The sequence below is a fragment of the Microbacterium alcoholitolerans genome, assembly GCF_050408615.1.
GTDB lineage: Bacteria > Actinomycetota > Actinomycetes > Actinomycetales > Microbacteriaceae > Microbacterium.
In genome coordinates this window covers 94,703-109,054 of record NZ_JBNTKD010000003.1, presented here as the reverse complement: position 1 = coordinate 109,054, position 14,352 = coordinate 94,703, and the positions used below count along the sequence as shown (strand labels likewise).

18 protein-coding genes and 1 tRNA gene are annotated in these 14,352 nt (G+C 64.6%); 11 read left to right on the top strand and 8 right to left on the bottom strand.

Annotated features, from left to right (window positions below; translation table 11 throughout):
* Positions 1-386 precede the first annotated feature (386 nt).
* The 5 genes from ACQUSX_RS15890 to ACQUSX_RS15870 all read left to right on the top strand — a co-directional run bounded on the left by ACQUSX_RS15890 (position 387) and on the right by ACQUSX_RS15870 (position 3,253).
* On the top strand, positions 387-563 hold the full coding sequence (locus tag ACQUSX_RS15890; RefSeq protein ID WP_428929999.1) for a hypothetical protein: 177 nt from the start codon (positions 387-389) through the stop codon (positions 561-563).
* Positions 563-1,243 carry an N-6 DNA methylase gene (locus ACQUSX_RS15885; RefSeq protein WP_428929998.1) on the top strand — a complete coding sequence of 227 codons (681 nt, stop codon included), beginning with the start codon at positions 563-565 and terminating at the stop codon, positions 1,241-1,243. Before ACQUSX_RS15890 ends, ACQUSX_RS15885 begins: the two co-directional genes overlap by 1 nt.
* 86 nt (positions 1,244-1,329) lie before the next feature.
* A complete protein-coding gene (gene dprA / locus ACQUSX_RS15880) occupies positions 1,330-2,247 on the top strand; it encodes a DNA-processing protein DprA (RefSeq protein WP_428929997.1) in 918 nt (305 codons plus the stop codon).
* A 145-nt stretch (positions 2,248-2,392) separates the two neighbouring features.
* Positions 2,393-2,464 (top strand) — tRNA-Leu (locus ACQUSX_RS15875).
* A 69-nt stretch (positions 2,465-2,533) separates the two neighbouring features.
* Complete coding sequence (locus ACQUSX_RS15870) at positions 2,534-3,253, top strand: hypothetical protein (protein WP_428929996.1); 720 nt, start codon at positions 2,534-2,536, stop codon at positions 3,251-3,253.
* Between the two features lie 17 nt (positions 3,254-3,270).
* Here the strand turns inward: ACQUSX_RS15870 and ACQUSX_RS15865 are convergent, their stop codons facing one another.
* A complete protein-coding gene (locus tag ACQUSX_RS15865) occupies positions 3,271-4,290 on the bottom strand; it encodes a hypothetical protein (protein WP_428929995.1) in 1,020 nt (339 codons plus the stop codon).
* 58 nt (positions 4,291-4,348) lie between these two features.
* The gene (locus ACQUSX_RS15860; RefSeq protein ID WP_428929994.1) at positions 4,349-5,149 is read right to left on the bottom strand and encodes an SHOCT domain-containing protein; all 801 of its coding nucleotides are present in this window, start codon (positions 5,147-5,149) and stop codon (positions 4,349-4,351) included.
* 44 nt (positions 5,150-5,193) lie between these two features.
* Here ACQUSX_RS15860 and ACQUSX_RS15855 point away from each other — a divergent pair, with 44 nt between their 5' ends.
* A complete protein-coding gene (locus ACQUSX_RS15855; RefSeq protein WP_428929993.1) occupies positions 5,194-5,661 on the top strand; it encodes a hypothetical protein in 468 nt (155 codons plus the stop codon).
* A 253-nt stretch (positions 5,662-5,914) separates the two neighbouring features.
* Here the strand turns inward: ACQUSX_RS15855 and ACQUSX_RS15850 are convergent, their stop codons facing one another.
* Positions 5,915-6,205 carry a hypothetical protein gene (locus ACQUSX_RS15850; protein WP_428907847.1) on the bottom strand — a complete coding sequence of 97 codons (291 nt, stop codon included), beginning with the start codon at positions 6,203-6,205 and terminating at the stop codon, positions 5,915-5,917.
* 189 nt (positions 6,206-6,394) lie between these two features.
* On the opposite strand from ACQUSX_RS15850, the gene ACQUSX_RS15845 reads away from it, so the two are divergent.
* Positions 6,395-7,042 carry a hypothetical protein gene (locus tag ACQUSX_RS15845; protein ID WP_428907848.1) on the top strand — a complete coding sequence of 216 codons (648 nt, stop codon included), beginning with the start codon at positions 6,395-6,397 and terminating at the stop codon, positions 7,040-7,042.
* A gap of 11 nt (positions 7,043-7,053) precedes the next feature.
* Here the strand turns inward: ACQUSX_RS15845 and ACQUSX_RS15840 are convergent, their stop codons facing one another.
* Positions 7,054-7,878 (bottom strand): AbiTii domain-containing protein, encoded by an 825-nt coding sequence (locus ACQUSX_RS15840; RefSeq protein WP_428907849.1) that lies wholly within the window; start codon positions 7,876-7,878, stop codon positions 7,054-7,056.
* Positions 7,878-8,132, bottom strand: a complete 255-nt coding sequence (locus tag ACQUSX_RS15835; RefSeq protein WP_144053127.1) for a ribbon-helix-helix domain-containing protein — start codon at positions 8,130-8,132, stop codon at positions 7,878-7,880. The genes ACQUSX_RS15840 and ACQUSX_RS15835 overlap by 1 nt, the downstream gene beginning before the upstream one ends.
* Positions 8,133-8,248: 116 nt before the next feature.
* Here ACQUSX_RS15835 and ACQUSX_RS15830 point away from each other — a divergent pair, with 116 nt between their 5' ends.
* The 4 genes from ACQUSX_RS15830 (at position 8,249) to ACQUSX_RS15815 (ending at position 10,410) form a co-directional block, all read left to right on the top strand.
* Positions 8,249-8,965: a hypothetical protein gene (locus ACQUSX_RS15830; RefSeq protein WP_428907850.1), complete on the top strand. Its 717-nt coding sequence runs from the start codon at positions 8,249-8,251 to the stop codon at positions 8,963-8,965.
* 161 nt (positions 8,966-9,126) lie between these two features.
* Positions 9,127-9,639 carry a hypothetical protein gene (locus ACQUSX_RS15825; protein ID WP_428907851.1) on the top strand — a complete coding sequence of 171 codons (513 nt, stop codon included), beginning with the start codon at positions 9,127-9,129 and terminating at the stop codon, positions 9,637-9,639.
* A 64-nt stretch (positions 9,640-9,703) separates the two neighbouring features.
* Positions 9,704-10,177, top strand: coding sequence for a hypothetical protein (locus tag ACQUSX_RS15820; RefSeq protein ID WP_428907852.1), 474 nt, complete (start codon positions 9,704-9,706; stop codon positions 10,175-10,177).
* Entirely contained in the window at positions 10,174-10,410 is a 237-nt protein-coding gene (locus ACQUSX_RS15815; protein ID WP_428907853.1) for a hypothetical protein, read from the top strand. Before ACQUSX_RS15820 ends, ACQUSX_RS15815 begins: the two co-directional genes overlap by 4 nt.
* An 11-nt stretch (positions 10,411-10,421) precedes the next feature.
* On the opposite strand, the gene ACQUSX_RS15810 is transcribed toward ACQUSX_RS15815, so the two are convergent.
* The 3 genes from ACQUSX_RS15810 to ACQUSX_RS15800 all read right to left on the bottom strand — a co-directional run bounded on the left by ACQUSX_RS15810 (position 10,422) and on the right by ACQUSX_RS15800 (position 14,345).
* Complete coding sequence (locus ACQUSX_RS15810; RefSeq protein ID WP_428907854.1) at positions 10,422-12,911, bottom strand: ATP-binding protein; 2,490 nt, start codon at positions 12,909-12,911, stop codon at positions 10,422-10,424.
* On the bottom strand, positions 12,883-13,350 hold the full coding sequence (locus tag ACQUSX_RS15805; RefSeq protein WP_428907855.1) for a hypothetical protein: 468 nt from the start codon (positions 13,348-13,350) through the stop codon (positions 12,883-12,885). The genes ACQUSX_RS15810 and ACQUSX_RS15805 overlap by 29 nt, the downstream gene beginning before the upstream one ends.
* Positions 13,351-13,511: 161 nt before the next feature.
* Entirely contained in the window at positions 13,512-14,345 is an 834-nt protein-coding gene (locus tag ACQUSX_RS15800) for a hypothetical protein (protein ID WP_428907856.1), read from the bottom strand.
* Positions 14,346-14,352: the final 7 nt, after the last annotated feature.

Here is a 14,352-nt window from a genome sequence, read left to right as displayed (position 1 = left end):
TTTCAAGCACAATTCGCCGCCATAGTCCCCCACCCCCACCAACGTCCGACCCCCTCCCTAGTTTGTAAATGTCAGGTTCACACAACAGGAACAACCGAAAGGACACACACCATGGGAATGGACATGCTGATCGCGATTGCGAAAGAGCCGAGGATGACCCCCGCTGCGAAGGCGTGGTGCGACTCCCTCGAGCTCGGGCCTGAGGGGGTCGTGAAGATCGAGCAGGGCGTGTTGCTGGCTCGGGTGTCCCGGCTGGAGATCTCGGAGGCAGATCTCGAGCACCTGGAGCACCTGCTCGAGGTGGGGGCCGAGGAGATCGCTGCCGAGCCTGCGCTCCGCGCGCTGCTCGAGCTGGCGGTGACGACGCTGGCGAAGGTCGGCGAGATGTGTCGAGCCTCTTCCTGCACAACACCTGGTGGATGGTCAGCGGTGGCCCGTCATGGGGTGACAGCCCGACCGACGCGTACGACTTGCTCTGTGCCGTGGACGCGATGGGCGTCACCGGCAGGGCGATGTCGGTGCGCGAGGTGAAGGCGGCGCACGCCACGATGGTGAGCGCCTGATGTCTTCGAAGGAGATCGTGAAGCTGCTCCGCGCGAACACTGGCGAGAGGGACATGCACAGCGTCTTCAGCGACTTCTGCTCGATGAGCGCTGCAGCGCTCCGCAACCGCTTCGATCCTCGCGGCCACCAGGCGCGCGAGGAGGCGTACGAACAGACCCGTGAGCGGTACTCAGAGGCCCAGTGGGGGCGGTTCGCTGAGGCCCTTGCGCTGGTGGCTATCGAATTGGCCACGGAGCCGCGTGACGTGCTCGGCGAGGTCTACATGCAGCTGGAGATCGCGAGCCGCGATCAGGGGCAGTTCTTCACCCCCTACAGCGTCTGCCAGCTGATGGCGGCGATGCAGGTTCCGAATGCCGCCGAGCAGCTGAAGACGCTGCCCTTCCTGACCGTCTACGAGCCTGCGTGCGGTGCCGGGGCGATGGTGATCGCCGTCGCGCAGGAACTCGCATCCCAGGGCATCGACTGCGCCACGCAGCTGCACGTCACGGCTGACGATCTCAGCCTCACCGCGGTGCACATGAGCTACATCCAGCTCTCGCTGCTGGAGATCCCCGCCGTCGTGAACCATCGGAATTCTCTGACCCTGGAGCATTTCGACGCCTGGTCGACGGCAGCTCATGCGTTGGGCGGATGGTCGGCAAAGCTCGCCGCTCGAAGCGAGGAACTCCGCTCGGCGTAGGGGCAATTCACCCGGGGCCTCCCAATGTCGGAGGCCCCTCGTAGTCTGTAAATGTCAGGTTCACAACTACGAGCAAGGGATCACCGATGAAGACGAACACACTCCCCCAGACAGACGTCCTCCAGGCGCGAGCGGCCATCAGCACGATCATCGAACCGGGCGACGGCGTCGCAGGAACGCTGATCGACGCACTCGGCCCGGTCGCCGCCTACGACGCGATCACCGGGAACGGTCTCCAGGCCACTCTGCGGGATGCCGGAGTCGGCGAGCGCACCGCGCAGGAGTCCATCTCCCGCTGGACACCCCGCATCAGCTCCTCGGTGATCGCCCACAACCTCGCGTCCCTCGAGCGAGCGAACGTGACCCTCATCGATCCCGACACGATCCCGGCGCTCGCCGACCTCGGCACGCAGCGCCCCGTCGCCCTGTACGTCCGTGGCAACGCGTCTCTCCTCACCACACCGCGCCCGATCACTGTCGTGGGAGCCAGGGCCTCGACAGGGTACGGCGAGCACATCACCAACGAGATCGTCTCCGACCTCGCAGAGCACCAGGTCACGATCCTCAGTGGCGCGGCCTATGGGATCGACGGAGCCGCGCACCGCGCCGCCCTCGCCGCAGGCATCCCCACCGTCGCAGTTGTCGCCGGTGGGGTCGGACGGCCCTACCCGGCGGGGCACTCGGAGCTGATCAGACGGATCGCTGAGAGCGGCGCAGTCATCTCCGAAGTCCCCCTGGACACACCGCCGTCGAAGTGGCGGTTTCTTTCTCGGAACAGGGTCTTGGCGGCTCTCGCCCGAGTGACCATTGTTTCTGAGGCGGGGTGGAGGTCGGGATCCCTGAATACGGCTGGCCACGCCGCCGCTCTCGGTCGCAGTCTCGGCGCAGTCCCCGGCCCACTGACCTCTGCCGCCTCGAGTGGATGCCACCGCCTGATCCGCGAGTACAACGCCGCTCTGATCACCAGCGCGCGCGACGTCGTGACGCTGCTCGACGGGGAGTGAGCCGTGAGGGGTCGGGGTCGGGGCCAGTCCCCGGCCCCTCACGCATCCGCCGGCTCTGCGGCGAGCGCTGGCGGCGCTTGACACCGCGAACGGATTTCTCGTAAGCAACCGTCCCCGCGCTACCATCGCCGAAGACCACCACCAACTATGAGTAGCTCAGGGGCAGAGCACCGCTTTGAGGAAGCGGGGGCCGAGGGTTCGAATCCCTCCTCATCTTGAAGGCCCCCGACGCCGCGCGCTCGGGGGCCTTACTTTCTCCCACACGCGCGCGACCGAGGATGAGCCCATGACGAAGAAGCCCGACGAGATCTCGATCGATCCCGTCTCCCCGGAGTACGTCGTCACGGTCGCCCGCGCGGTGCTCGCCGTCGACCACCAGGACATCCGAACCACCCCCGTCGGACGTACCGTCATCGGCTGGGTGCTCGCCGCTCACGACCAGATCCTGGCGGTCGGGGAGATGACGCGAGACGGACGAAAGAGCGCCACCGGGCCGAATACCCGCACGGTGATGGAAATCTCCCTGCGCCTGATGTGGCTGCTCGGCCTCGACGACCGAGCAGCAGGGCTCCGCGCCCAGTTCGACGTGGAGGCGAGCTACGCGAACAAGCACCTCTTCAACCTCCAGGAGATGGGCCTGCCTGTCACCATCGTCGAGACCACGCCCGAGATCGACCTCGAGCAGTTCGGGTCTCTCGACACAGCCCTCATCGGTGTAGCTCGCGCCGTTCTCAACTTCTCCAAGCAGACCAAGGACGCGGGCGGCTTTTACGACATGTGGTGGAAGACAACACAGTTCTCACACGCGACTGCAGCGCTCGCCGACGCCTACGCGCCCGTGTCCGCGTTCGGGATCTTCACCACCCCTGACGAGCCGATCGACTGGTCAGGGCACCTCAACGCGATCTCGATGGTCATCTGCGCCGTCGCGGGGCAGATCCTCATGGAAGAGGGACTCTCCCCCGACATGGCGCGGATCTTCTTCAACGCGTCCATGACTGCCTAACCCGCCAGAAGCGCCCGTCAGTAGGTGTCAGCTGTCCAATGGATGAACTCACGATCTTGCTCGTCGATGCGGTAGCGGACGCCGATCGCATCTAGCCAGGCAACCAGCATCTCGGCGAGTTCAGCGAGCGATGTCGCGAGGTCTTCGCTGGCTGCCAGAGTGGTGGCGGGTTCGAGGCGATTGAACGCCCCCGACCACCTGGCCCACCACCCATCTCCCAGATAGCGGTTCCAGTGCTCCGGAAGGGGATCCGGAGCAATGGCGTTGCCGTCGGCGTCGACACCGAGTTCAGCCGAGAGGTAGGCGATCAGACGAACGAACCCCATCAACGCAGTCATCGTGCGATCGCGCGCCATGATGATGTCCGACCGCCAGCTGCGCTGCGACCCCTCAAGTGCGGCCCGGAGATGCTCGAGCTCATACTCGATCGATTCGCTCTTCCTGAGTGGCGTCGGAGCATGGATAGCCGTATCGCGCTCGATTCGGTGATCGTCGATGTACGCCCCAACCGTTCCCCGCCACTGCGAGGCGGTCGGAGAGAGTCCTTCGAGAGCGTCAAACGTGTCGCTGTGCTCGGCCCGCGAGATCAACGCCACATGCCCCGCCTCATGACGGGCAAGGTGTCGAGCCGATGCGATCGCCATGTCGAACCCTCGCCGATACTCCTCCGGCGTCTCCGGTGTCTCCAAGTCCTCCGGGAACATCAAGATGGCGGACACATCAATCACGATGTCGAGGACACCATCGCTGCTCCTCAGCGTCCGGCCGCCCACAACGCCAGCTCCGCGGTCAGTGGAGTACCCGCTCGCACGCCCTTCAATACGATCCGTGCTTGCAACCATGTCGCCCGTCAGAGTGAGCCGCCACCGCGCATCAGCAGGCACTACCGCCAGAATCTCCTGCACCATCGAGTTCAATCCATCGAGCTCCTGCAGGAGGAAGAGCAACAGCGGCGCTGCCGCCTCGGACACGTGCTCGATAGTCAACGCAATCTCACCCGCGGCCCCCTCATCGGGCGCATCACCGACAGAACTCATATCCGCTCCTGACTCAGGTGCGCGCTCGCCGCATCGTTTGCGGCATGCGCGATGATCTCTAGATGCTGCCGAGGAGCTGGGTCTTCTGCGCCTGGAACTCGTCTTCGCTGAGGATGCCCTTGTCGCGAAGTCCCGCGAGGCGTTCGATCTGCTCGATCGGGTCGGCCGCTGTAGGGGTGGTCGTGGCGGTGGGCTGATCCTTGATCTCTCGGAACTTGCGCGCGATCGCGTCTCCCTGGCCGTGCTGCAGGGTCGTGATCGTTGCCGAGGTTCCCGAGTGCGAGATCGTCAGAGTCTCCCCGCCCATCTTCTTGCCGAGGGAGATGGCGCCAATGGATGCGAGGGCGAACTCGACGAGGTTCTCGCTGCCGATGCTCTTCTCGAGGAAGATCAGCCGGCGATCGGTGAGCGTGACGATGCCCATTTTCCCGCCCAGGTTGCCGATGCCGATGGCGTGAACGAACTCTCCGAAGTCGAGCACGTTGGCCAGGTGGCGGATCTCCTTCCGGCCGAACATCTTGAGCGCGATCTTCGACACCGCCTCCGGGATCCCGTGGTCATCCAGCGACCCCTCCGGCATGCCTTCGCCGATGGTCACCATGTGCTCGTAGTGCTTGTTCCCCAGGCCATCGACAACCCATTCAATATCGGTGCCCTTCGACCCCTGAGAGAGGGCGCCCGTGATCGTTGCTCCCCACCGGTTCTTGATGATGGCGCGCGGCACGTCGATCACGATCGAGGTTGGAGTGGTCGACGCCACAGCAAAGTCCGTTTTCGCGACGGCCTCCGTCACAAGGGCGATCGGATCGCCGGAACCGGCGAGAACAGTCCAGCGGACGGTGCGGAGGATAGTAGCCATGCCACACACTCTAGGGCGCGGCATTCGCGCGAGAGACTGGCGTCATGGACTCTCTCTTCCCCGTCGCCGTGGGCGCTGCGCTCACCATCGCCGGCGGTCTCCTCGGTGCCTGGATTCAAGCCGCTCGTGAGCACCGCAAGTGGCTGCGCGAGAAGCGCCTCGAGGTCTACCTCCCCGCAGCCGCATTCCTCACCGAGTACGAGCTACGGATGCAGGCCTACGCCGACATCGAGAGCCGCATCGACGGCGTCATCGGCCCCGATACCCCCGAGGAGGAGCGTCTCCGGCAGCAACGGACGCTGGAACCCTATGCAGCGCGCGCTGACGAGTACAGAGACCGCGTAGCGGCCGAGATGACCCCACTCATCGTTCTCGGCCCTGAGCCCGTCGCGCAGGCTGCGCGACGCTGGGAAGAAGCGGCACGCACCACCACCGGCAACCCCTACGTGATCGGCGAGGAGTTCGCCCCCGTTCTCCGCGAGATGCGCAAGGCCCTCCGCATCCCCGAATAGAGCTCAGAGCAGACAGCTCACCCAGAATTAAGCCCCCGAATCGCACATAGCGTCGTACACATGGACACAACGCCCTGGACGCCTCTTAGACTCCGCGCCATGCCGACCCTCTGGATCTGCCCCGACCGCCTCGACGACGCAGCCCTCGACCGCCCCATCGCGGTGACGTGGCTCCCAGCCATCGATGCGGCAGCCCCGCTGGCGGCAGCAGCATGATCTGCCCACCCGCTCGCGCTCGCCGCAGTGGCGCGCCCTAGTCGCCGTTGTCGTCAGCTGCAGGCATGAACATTCTTGCCGGCATCACGTGGAGTTCGCCGTGTTGGTAGACCACCAGATCGTTCAGTTTCAGCTTCAGCTCTCTGCCGCCGTCACCGTCACCGTCGAACACCAGCGTTCCCATCACGTCGTCGAACGTGGAATTGGTCCGCGGGCGATACTTCCGCACGAACAGGATCACGTCGTCGCGGCTCTCCGGGCCGGTGAACTGCGCGGATTCCTGCGGGCGTTCCTTTGGCTGCACTCGAGGCATCTCGAACCGGTCCATGGCTCTCCTTCGTTGAGATCTATGTCGACCGTATCCCGCGCGGCCGCAGCGCAGCTCGATGCGCTGCGGGACATCGTTACGCTGGCGTGGTGATCGGACGTGCGCGTGGGTAGGGACTCGACCCGGGCGCGGTGGCGAGATCTTCCGGGGCTGGTGTGGACACATGCTGCCGCGTATGGCGGTGCGAGCGTGGACTTCTTCCGAGGCGTGAGCGAGGAGATCCGCACCGACGACGTGCCGAAGCGAGTGCGGGCTCTGCGCAACCTCGCGGCGGTCGCGATGGTGCCGCTGTCGTTCCTGCTCGTGGTGACCGCTCACCTCAGGCGCGGTGTGCACGGTGCTCGGGACCGACGGTCGCTCGTCATCGCGGTGCGTCACTCTCGTGCCCGCGCGCTGGGTGCGCTGCTGCTCGTTGTCACGGCAATCGTCCTCGTGGTGTGCACGGCGTTCATCCTGGTCTTCGTCCTCGCGATCACGATGCGATCTGGCGAGCTGCTCACCGCGGTGATGTGGGTAGGCAACGTGCTCTTCTGGGCGCTCGTCGTGAGCGTTGCCGCCGGTGGGGCGCTGCATGTCCTGCCTGCTCTGCTGAGCTCGTCTGCGACGACGTCGATCGGCGACGAGACTCCCGATGGTGACCGCTGGGTTATCGAGTCGCTCGCTGCGCGCACTGCCGCCGATGGAGCGGCAGCATTCCTGTTGGCTGCGCGGACGCTGCGGGCATTCCCGACGGGCAGGGTGCTCGCCGCGGGAGCCCGTACGGACGCTCTCCGGGACGGATACGAGCGCCTGGGGTTCACCGCCGGCGAAGAGAATCGGGTCTACCTCGAGACCTGACGGGATCCGGCCTACCCTGCCGCTTGAAGCTGCAGCCAGCCGATCACCGTGGCGGCGATCGTAGCGACGCCAACGATCGCTGCGCCGATGCGGCGTCCTGTCGTCCAGAACCGGCCCTCCGGTTCGCTGTCTTCACCCGTGGATGCGACCCCGCCGTCCGTGGCTTGGGCGAAGTTCACGCGGTTGTTCTTGCCGTGGATGACGATACTGACCGCTCTGCTGGCGTCTGCGGGCGCGGGGAGGGCTGCGCCGGCAGGGGTGACGGCGCGGAGCTCTCCGAGCATCTGCGCCATCCGGGTTCGCACCTGGTCAAGGATCCCCGTGACCGACGCGGTGCTCACGGCCCAGTAGATCGAGGTGACTTTCTGATCGCGGCGCCCGCTTTCGTGGTCGATCACCTTGGCGAGGATCATCGCTGCCGGCAGCATCATCTTGATCGTCTTCGTATCGTCGTGCGTGATGACCATCGCCTCGAGCTCGCCGACGCCCTGGCGGAAGTGCACGTCATCCGATATCTCGTCGCGGAACCCCTCGGGGAGATCGTGCACCCCGATGGTCTGATGCCTGATGGTCCCCTGGGGTACGACGGCGTCGAGTTGGATGATGGCCGGCACGATCCGGTACTTCGGCATCTGATCGTCTGGAACGCCGATGTAGCCCTGCAGCTCGTGGGAGGCCCAGTCACGCAGCTCACTCGCGCCTGCGTAGCCGCCGAGGATGATGAGCTTTCTCAGCACAGTCGAGATGGGGACGTCGTCGAGGAGATCTCTTTCGATCTCGCTCAGCAAGGAGGGCGATGACCCGTCCGGCGTCGACGGTTCGGGCGGTCCTTCCATCAGGCGGGATCTCCAGGCTCTGGGTTGGTGGCGCGATCGCCCGTCGCCCGGTGCTCCTGAATGACGAGCTGCACGCCTCGCCGAACGAGCTCGGACTGCGTGCGGCCGGATTCGTCCATGATCGCCGTCAGCTCGTCGAACTCCGCTTTGGTCACCCGCCCCTTGGCAACGGGGGACTCTCCGCGGGGTGCGCCCACGCGGGGGCGTCCTCGCCGCACTTCTGAGGTGTCGTGCTCGTCGTGGTGATTGGTCATGTGCACCACTGTAGCTAATCCGGCCCGATTTTTGGGTCTTGTTTTCTTCGAGACGTCGACATAGTGTGTAAATGTCAGGTTCACAACTAGTCGAAGCTCGATCCCCGGAGGTCACCATGATCATCACCACCGCCACTCCCGTAGAGATCGACACGATCCTCGCCGACATCTACTCGCGCCGCGGCGCAGCCTTGGCTTCGCTCGAGGGGGCGAAGCGTGGGATCCTGCGAGCGCTCGGGCATCGCCTCACCGGCACTCGTCGACGCGTGATCCTCGCCGATGACGAACTCCAGCTGTTCCGCGCACGCGTGGCTGACGATGAGCGCTTCGCCTACCGCGAGCGCCACAACCTGGAGGCCTACGACCAGGCCACCGAGACGCTGCAGCTGCTCGCTGCCGAGGAGGAGCCACTGCACGACGAGCACAGCCGCCGCCCGTGGTCGCGCTTCTTCCTCGTCACCGGCGGTCACATCCACTCGTCGATGTACTGCTCGACCTGCAACCGCAACGGCAAGGCGACCGCCTTCTCGTGGCTCCCTGAAATCTCCGGGCTCACCGAGGAGGAGGCCGTCGCGGCGCACGGCGCGATCCTCTGCACGACGTGCTACCCCTCGGCACCTCTCGCATGGACGAACTTCTACGAGCAGGAGGCCGAGCGGAAGGCCGCGACCTACTGCGCCGGATCGGGCACGTCGGATTGGAAGGACGGCAAGGTCCGCAACGGCTTATACTCCGGCAACGGCGGCTACTGCGGGCACTGTGGCGGCTGGGCGGGCACTACCTCGCGGTACTCGAGCACGATCCGCAAGCACAAGCCGTCAGCGGCTCAGTAGGCCCCGCCTGCGCCCCAGGCGCTTCGAGCCCTGGGGCGCCACGCCGGTCACATGATCGGCAGCTCTTCCTTCCAAATCCGGCCCGGTTTTTGGGTCTTGATTTCTGAACCTCACAGACGTACTCTGTAAATGTCAGGTTCACAATAAGATTGGATGTCATCATGACCACCACACCGCAGGCCGACAAGCTCATCGCCACCCGGGTCCGCAAGGGAGCGAATCCCGCCGAGTCCGCCGAGCTCCTCGCCGAACTCGCCACCTCACACACCGGTGACAACCTCGCCCACGCGCTGGAGTACCAAGGCTTCGCCACCGCGGCGAGCGCAGAGCGTGCCGCCCATGCCTTGGAGATCGAGCGCATCGATAACCACGTGACCGCGGTCGCAGCCCTCCTCCCCTTCCCCGTCGAGGTGGAGGCCGAGATGGGCGGACTCTTCACCCTCCAGATCCTCCTGGGCAGCCGCATCCCCGACGGTGCCCCTGACCGTGCCGGCATCAACCCCCACGTGCTGCGCGCCACCTGGTGGATCGAGACCGGCGAAGGCGAGATCTCCGAAGACTCCGGGATCCCGGCCACCGCCGACCCCGCGCTCATCGCCTACTGGCTCATCCAGCGCGCCGAGCATCTCGGCAGCCCCGCGGCCGTCAAGGCCCACGAACCTCTCTCCGCCTGAGCGCCCCGGGGGCCTGGCGCATCGTCCCAGGCTCCCGGGTACCAACCCGTGAATGGAAACAGCCATGAGCATCAGCGCATCACGCGTCGTCTACATCGGCCGGCGACTCCTCACCGGACAGAAGATCGCCTACTGGTACCGAGAGCTCGGCGCCAGCGACACCCTCGGCGCCGCCAAGGGTGCATTCCAGCCGTACCAGGCGGGCCTCCCCGTCGGCGCCATCTTCCAGATCCGTCAGCCCGCCGGCGACCCCACCAAGATCCTCATGAACGGCCCCAACGCGCCCCGCGTGGTCGGCTCCTGGCCGAACCCGGCCGACATCGAGGCCTGGCGACTCGACGACCTCGCCGACGCGCAGGCCGCACGCACCGCCCAGCGCGCCCAGAACGCACTCCAGGGCATCCCCGATACCTTCGAACAGGCCCTCGACACCCTCGCCGCCCACTTCGCCCGTCTCACCGCCACTCAGAAGGCGGCACTGCTCCCGTTCGTCCAAGCCCGCATCCTCAGCCACTCCTCACGAGAAGAACCAGCGTGACCACACCCGCCGCCGACCCGCGCATCGCCGAACTCCTCGAGGCGATCGCCGACACCGCCCCCGGGCACACGACAACCTGGATCAGCCGCGGCATCGAAGTGACCATCTACGGCCAACGCCGCTACGAACTCCACACCCCCACCCCGTGGGCCGTCATCACCATTGCCGGGCGGATCCGCGCCATCCGCACCTGGCCACAACTCATCGACCACGTCGACGAACTCGCTGGCTAGCGGGCCGAGGGTCAGCTGGTCTGGCTCTCGTCTTGGCCGTTGATCATCCTGTCGACGGTCTCAAGTACTTCATCGGCATATTCGCCGGCGACCCGGTGGATTGTGCGCTCGAACGCCTTCCGAACTGATTGGACCTTGTTCTCTGGCAGCTCGAGCAGATCGAACACTGCGTGTGCTGCGCCGAGAGCTGTGGTCACGCGGATGAGCGACTGTTCCTGACCGGCTGAGGAGAGCACCCGACCTTTGTCACCGTAGTTCTCGGACGCTGCTTCGAAGGCGAGCATGACCCCGTACGCGATGACCTTTCCCGCCGCTTGAGGGTTCCCCTGCCGCAACCAGGTGAGAGCCGAGAGGTGCAACTTCTCGACGAACTCGAACTGCGTGTGTGTCTTTTGAGCGCGTCTCGCGAACTTCGTAAACTCGGCGTCGAACCGTCTCCAGTTTCCTATGGCTGCGAGGCTGTCCAACGCGAACGCCTGGTGCTCACCACTGTGCTCGAGGTCTTCCCGGTCGATACACGCCTTCCATCCGGAATAGGCGGCCTCATAATCTCCGACGAGGTACTGCGCACTCGCCACAGCACTTCTGGCGTGCAACCAGGCGTCATTTGAGCCTGATCGGAGAGCCTGCTCGAGTGCTTGACCACTGAGTCGTGTTGCTTCGGCTTGAGTTTCCTCAGCGAGGTAGGTGTGGGAGAGCTTGCTGAGCGCGGTAGCCGCTTGAGCATCATCCCCAAGTTGTGTCGCGAGTTCAATGCACTCGAGCAGGTACGCCCTGGCACTGTCTGTGTCATCAGCTCGGATAGCCGTCTCTGCGAGGTTCGCGAGGGCGAGACTGAGGAGGACGCGGTCGCGCGAGTTGCGTGCGATCCTTTCGACCTGCAGGAGTCGCGTGCGAACGTCGTCGAATTCTTCGAGCGTGCTCATGACGACGACGGAGTCATTGAGCATGTTCCCGTACGCCGATGGATCCTCCTCAGGGGAGATCAGCGCGAGGGCAGCGTCGTAGACAGAGAGCGCCTCGATTGTGAATCCATCATCTGCGAGCGCTGCCGCCTCCTTCGCGAGCGTCCATGCCGTCTCTACATTGTTCGAAGTCGACGCTGCATCGATGATCCATTGGACAGCTCGGCTGTCGCCTTCCTGCGTTGCGCCAGCTGCGAGCAGAAGCCAGGCAGCGTTACGGCGCACCTCGGCGTTGTACTCCGCGTCTGTTGCAACCGTGTCGGCCGCGTCGCTGAGGACAGCTGCTCCGTCTGATTCTTCCTTCCTCAGCGTCCAAGCGATACGAAGATTTCGGACGGCAATCGCAGCCCACTCGAAATTTTCGACCTCTTCGAGTTCTATCCGGGCCTGGTCGAGTGTCTGGGCTGCTGCACGCGTGAGGTCATTGAACTCGGACTCGCTCAGCCCCTCCACGAGCGAGTTCTGAAGGAGCACCGCTCCCTTGTCTGCTCGTGCTTGAGCCTCATCGACAGCCCACCCAGCCTCTTCATTGATCGCGATCGCACGATCAAATGCCTCGACCCCTTCGCGAAACCGATCCGAGCGCATCAGGGCGATGCCAAGCGCTCGCTCCAACTCCTGCTGCTCCCGCAGATCGCCCAATGATTGCGCGTGCGCGACCGCCACCTGATACCAACGAACCTCACGAGCCGTCGCTGACTGGTCGCTTGCCACGACAGCAAGGTTCCGGGCTGCAATAAGGGCCTGCCCGATGTCGGCCCGACGGATCGCGGAACGATAGACGTCACGGAAGAGAGCGCCAGCTCGTCGGTGATCTCCGCCCGTCCCTCGGAGGATCGCTTCTTCCAATTTCACGCTCGAGGTGATGTGAGCATCTCGACGTCCACGCGCGAATGAGCGTGCCTGCTCCAACAGCGCTTCAGCGTGTTCCTCGTCACCGACGGCGCTTGCCATATGGATCAGGTTCAGCGTTGATGCGAACACCCGATCGTCATCGCCAAGGCGAAGGAAAATCTCCCGAGCCGCATCCGAGTACTCAAGCCCCGAGGCTGGGTCATCGAGCTGGTACGCGGCCGCTCCTGCCCGCAGAAGAGCAACAGCTCTCTTCTCTTCGTCACCTGCCTCGTCCCAGATTGACGCTGCGAGCAAGAACAGCGACAGCGCACGCTCGAACGCTCGATCCTCGACGTCAATTCTGGCCACCGCCCCGAGGGCACGTGCGAGGAGCTTCGATCGAGCTTTCGTGGTCGACGCTTGCTCCAGAAGTTGTTCGAGGACCGCGCTGTCCCTCAGAGACGCAACGTCGAAATCCTTATCAGTCACTCGGCCGACAAGCGACCGATACAGGCCTGATTGCGCGATCAGCATCGCCATGACCTCATGGCCCGCAGCGACCAGATCCTCTACCTCGTCCAGAAAAGGAACCAACGCCCCTTCATCCGCTGACGTAATCGCCGCACCGAGACCCTTCGCGATGTGCTCGCCCCACCCGGGCCGAAGCTGCCAATCACCGTCGCCATCTTCGTGGTCGACCACCTTTGCTCACCTCCCCTCGGTGCCGCTCGATTTGCCTTTCGCGACCGGCGCGAACAGCCGTGTGAATGAGCGCCGCATACAAGTGCGACTCCAGCTCGGCTTCATTCTGGAAGTTGCGCGTGACCGCGGTGTCTCGCTCCTGCTCAACAAACTTCTGCACATCCGCTGGGAGCGCCTTACCCTCTGTCTCACGGATGAAGATATATCGCTCTGCAGTAGCCCTCTTCGCCGCCTGATACTCCGAGTAGACGATCCCACTCAGCTCGCCGGCTACCAGGAGAATCAAGCCATCGCTCGTTTCCGCAAACTTGATGCACTCCCGCTCCGAGTGAAGAACACCCGTAGGGGCATCCCTCTCCCACCACCATGCGCGATGAGTGACCAGCCGCTCCACCGTGGCAGCCGCAATCTTGCGCTCGCTATCGAGCGAGCCGTTCATCCTCGAGCTGATGAAATATCGCAGATGAGTATGGTCCCGGCCGTACCGCACCTCATCTTCAACATCGGGCGGCCACGCCACGAGACGTTGACGACGAGAACTCACCATCGAACAGTACCGCCTACCCCCACGACCCCAAGGAACACCATCGCCGCCCAGCCCTACTCACCCTTCGGCAGCGATCGTCGCAGTCGCGGATTGAACGCAAGCGCGCTGTCTTCGACGCGCAAATGGGGGCGGTCGGTGTCCGGAACGTTGTATCTGCCGAAGGCGATGACGTGACGTCCCACGAGGTTGGTGCTGCTGTCGATGCCGAGGCGGTTCATGTTCGTCTTGTCGACGAGGATCGCGACGTCGTCCGCTGCACGCTTCAGCTTCAGGATCAGGCTGCCGTATCCGCTGGTGCGCACGTCTCTCACCAGGCCCCACAGGATGATCCACCTATCCGTGTAGGTCGCTTTGTCCGCGTTGGCTGCTTCGACGATGAGGGAAGATGCAAGCTCCGGCGGTCGCGTCCCGATGACGAGTTCGAGGCTCGCCGGGATCTTCTTCGCGATGATGTTCAGCAACAGCGTGGAGAACGATTTGTCGTCGGCGGTGTCTTCGAGCCCGTTCGCGGGATTTGCTCGCCGTCGACGAGTCTTGTTCCCGGCCGCGTTGTCGTCAGGACGATGCCGCCCGTCAGGGCCTTGGGACTGCCCTGATTCGCCGAGTCGCATCTTCCAGCGGACAGGCCGCAAGCCCTGGTCGACCTGGTGGCCGGCGTCGCCGGGCTGATCCTCGAAGTGCTCAGAGCTGCTATCGCATCCCGGCGCGTGCCGAGCGGCGAAGTGCGCCGCCATCACCTTGCTGTTGAGGGCCTTGATCTGGACCTTCGCGCCGCACTCGTCGCCCCCAGGCAGCTCCCCGGGGCACCACAACGCTGGGGGCGAAGCCTGGCCTCGGATCATCTCGATGGTGACGAGATCTCCAGCATCATTTCTCGCGACGTCCAACACGAAC

Bases quoted from the DNA above. Each gene is read 5' to 3' on its own strand.
- ACQUSX_RS15885 (WP_428929998.1), top strand. From the start codon at position 563: ATGTCTTCGAAGGAGATCGTGAAGCTGCTCCGCGCGAACACTGGCGAG.
- dprA (WP_428929997.1), top strand. From the start codon at position 1,330: ATGAAGACGAACACACTCCCCCAGACAGACGTCCTCCAGGCGCGAGCG.
- ACQUSX_RS15870 (WP_428929996.1), top strand. From the start codon at position 2,534: ATGACGAAGAAGCCCGACGAGATCTCGATCGATCCCGTCTCCCCGGAG.
- ACQUSX_RS15865 (WP_428929995.1), bottom strand. From the start codon at position 4,290: ATGAGTTCTGTCGGTGATGCGCCCGATGAGGGGGCCGCGGGTGAGATT.
- ACQUSX_RS15860 (WP_428929994.1), bottom strand. From the start codon at position 5,149: ATGGCTACTATCCTCCGCACCGTCCGCTGGACTGTTCTCGCCGGTTCC.
- ACQUSX_RS15855 (WP_428929993.1), top strand. From the start codon at position 5,194: ATGGACTCTCTCTTCCCCGTCGCCGTGGGCGCTGCGCTCACCATCGCC.
- ACQUSX_RS15850 (WP_428907847.1), bottom strand. From the start codon at position 6,205: ATGGACCGGTTCGAGATGCCTCGAGTGCAGCCAAAGGAACGCCCGCAG.
- ACQUSX_RS15840 (WP_428907849.1), bottom strand. From the start codon at position 7,878: ATGGAAGGACCGCCCGAACCGTCGACGCCGGACGGGTCATCGCCCTCC.
- ACQUSX_RS15835 (WP_144053127.1), bottom strand. From the start codon at position 8,132: ATGACCAATCACCACGACGAGCACGACACCTCAGAAGTGCGGCGAGGA.
- ACQUSX_RS15830 (WP_428907850.1), top strand. From the start codon at position 8,249: ATGATCATCACCACCGCCACTCCCGTAGAGATCGACACGATCCTCGCC.
- ACQUSX_RS15825 (WP_428907851.1), top strand. From the start codon at position 9,127: ATGACCACCACACCGCAGGCCGACAAGCTCATCGCCACCCGGGTCCGC.
- ACQUSX_RS15820 (WP_428907852.1), top strand. From the start codon at position 9,704: ATGAGCATCAGCGCATCACGCGTCGTCTACATCGGCCGGCGACTCCTC.
- ACQUSX_RS15805 (WP_428907855.1), bottom strand. From the start codon at position 13,350: ATGAACGGCTCGCTCGATAGCGAGCGCAAGATTGCGGCTGCCACGGTG.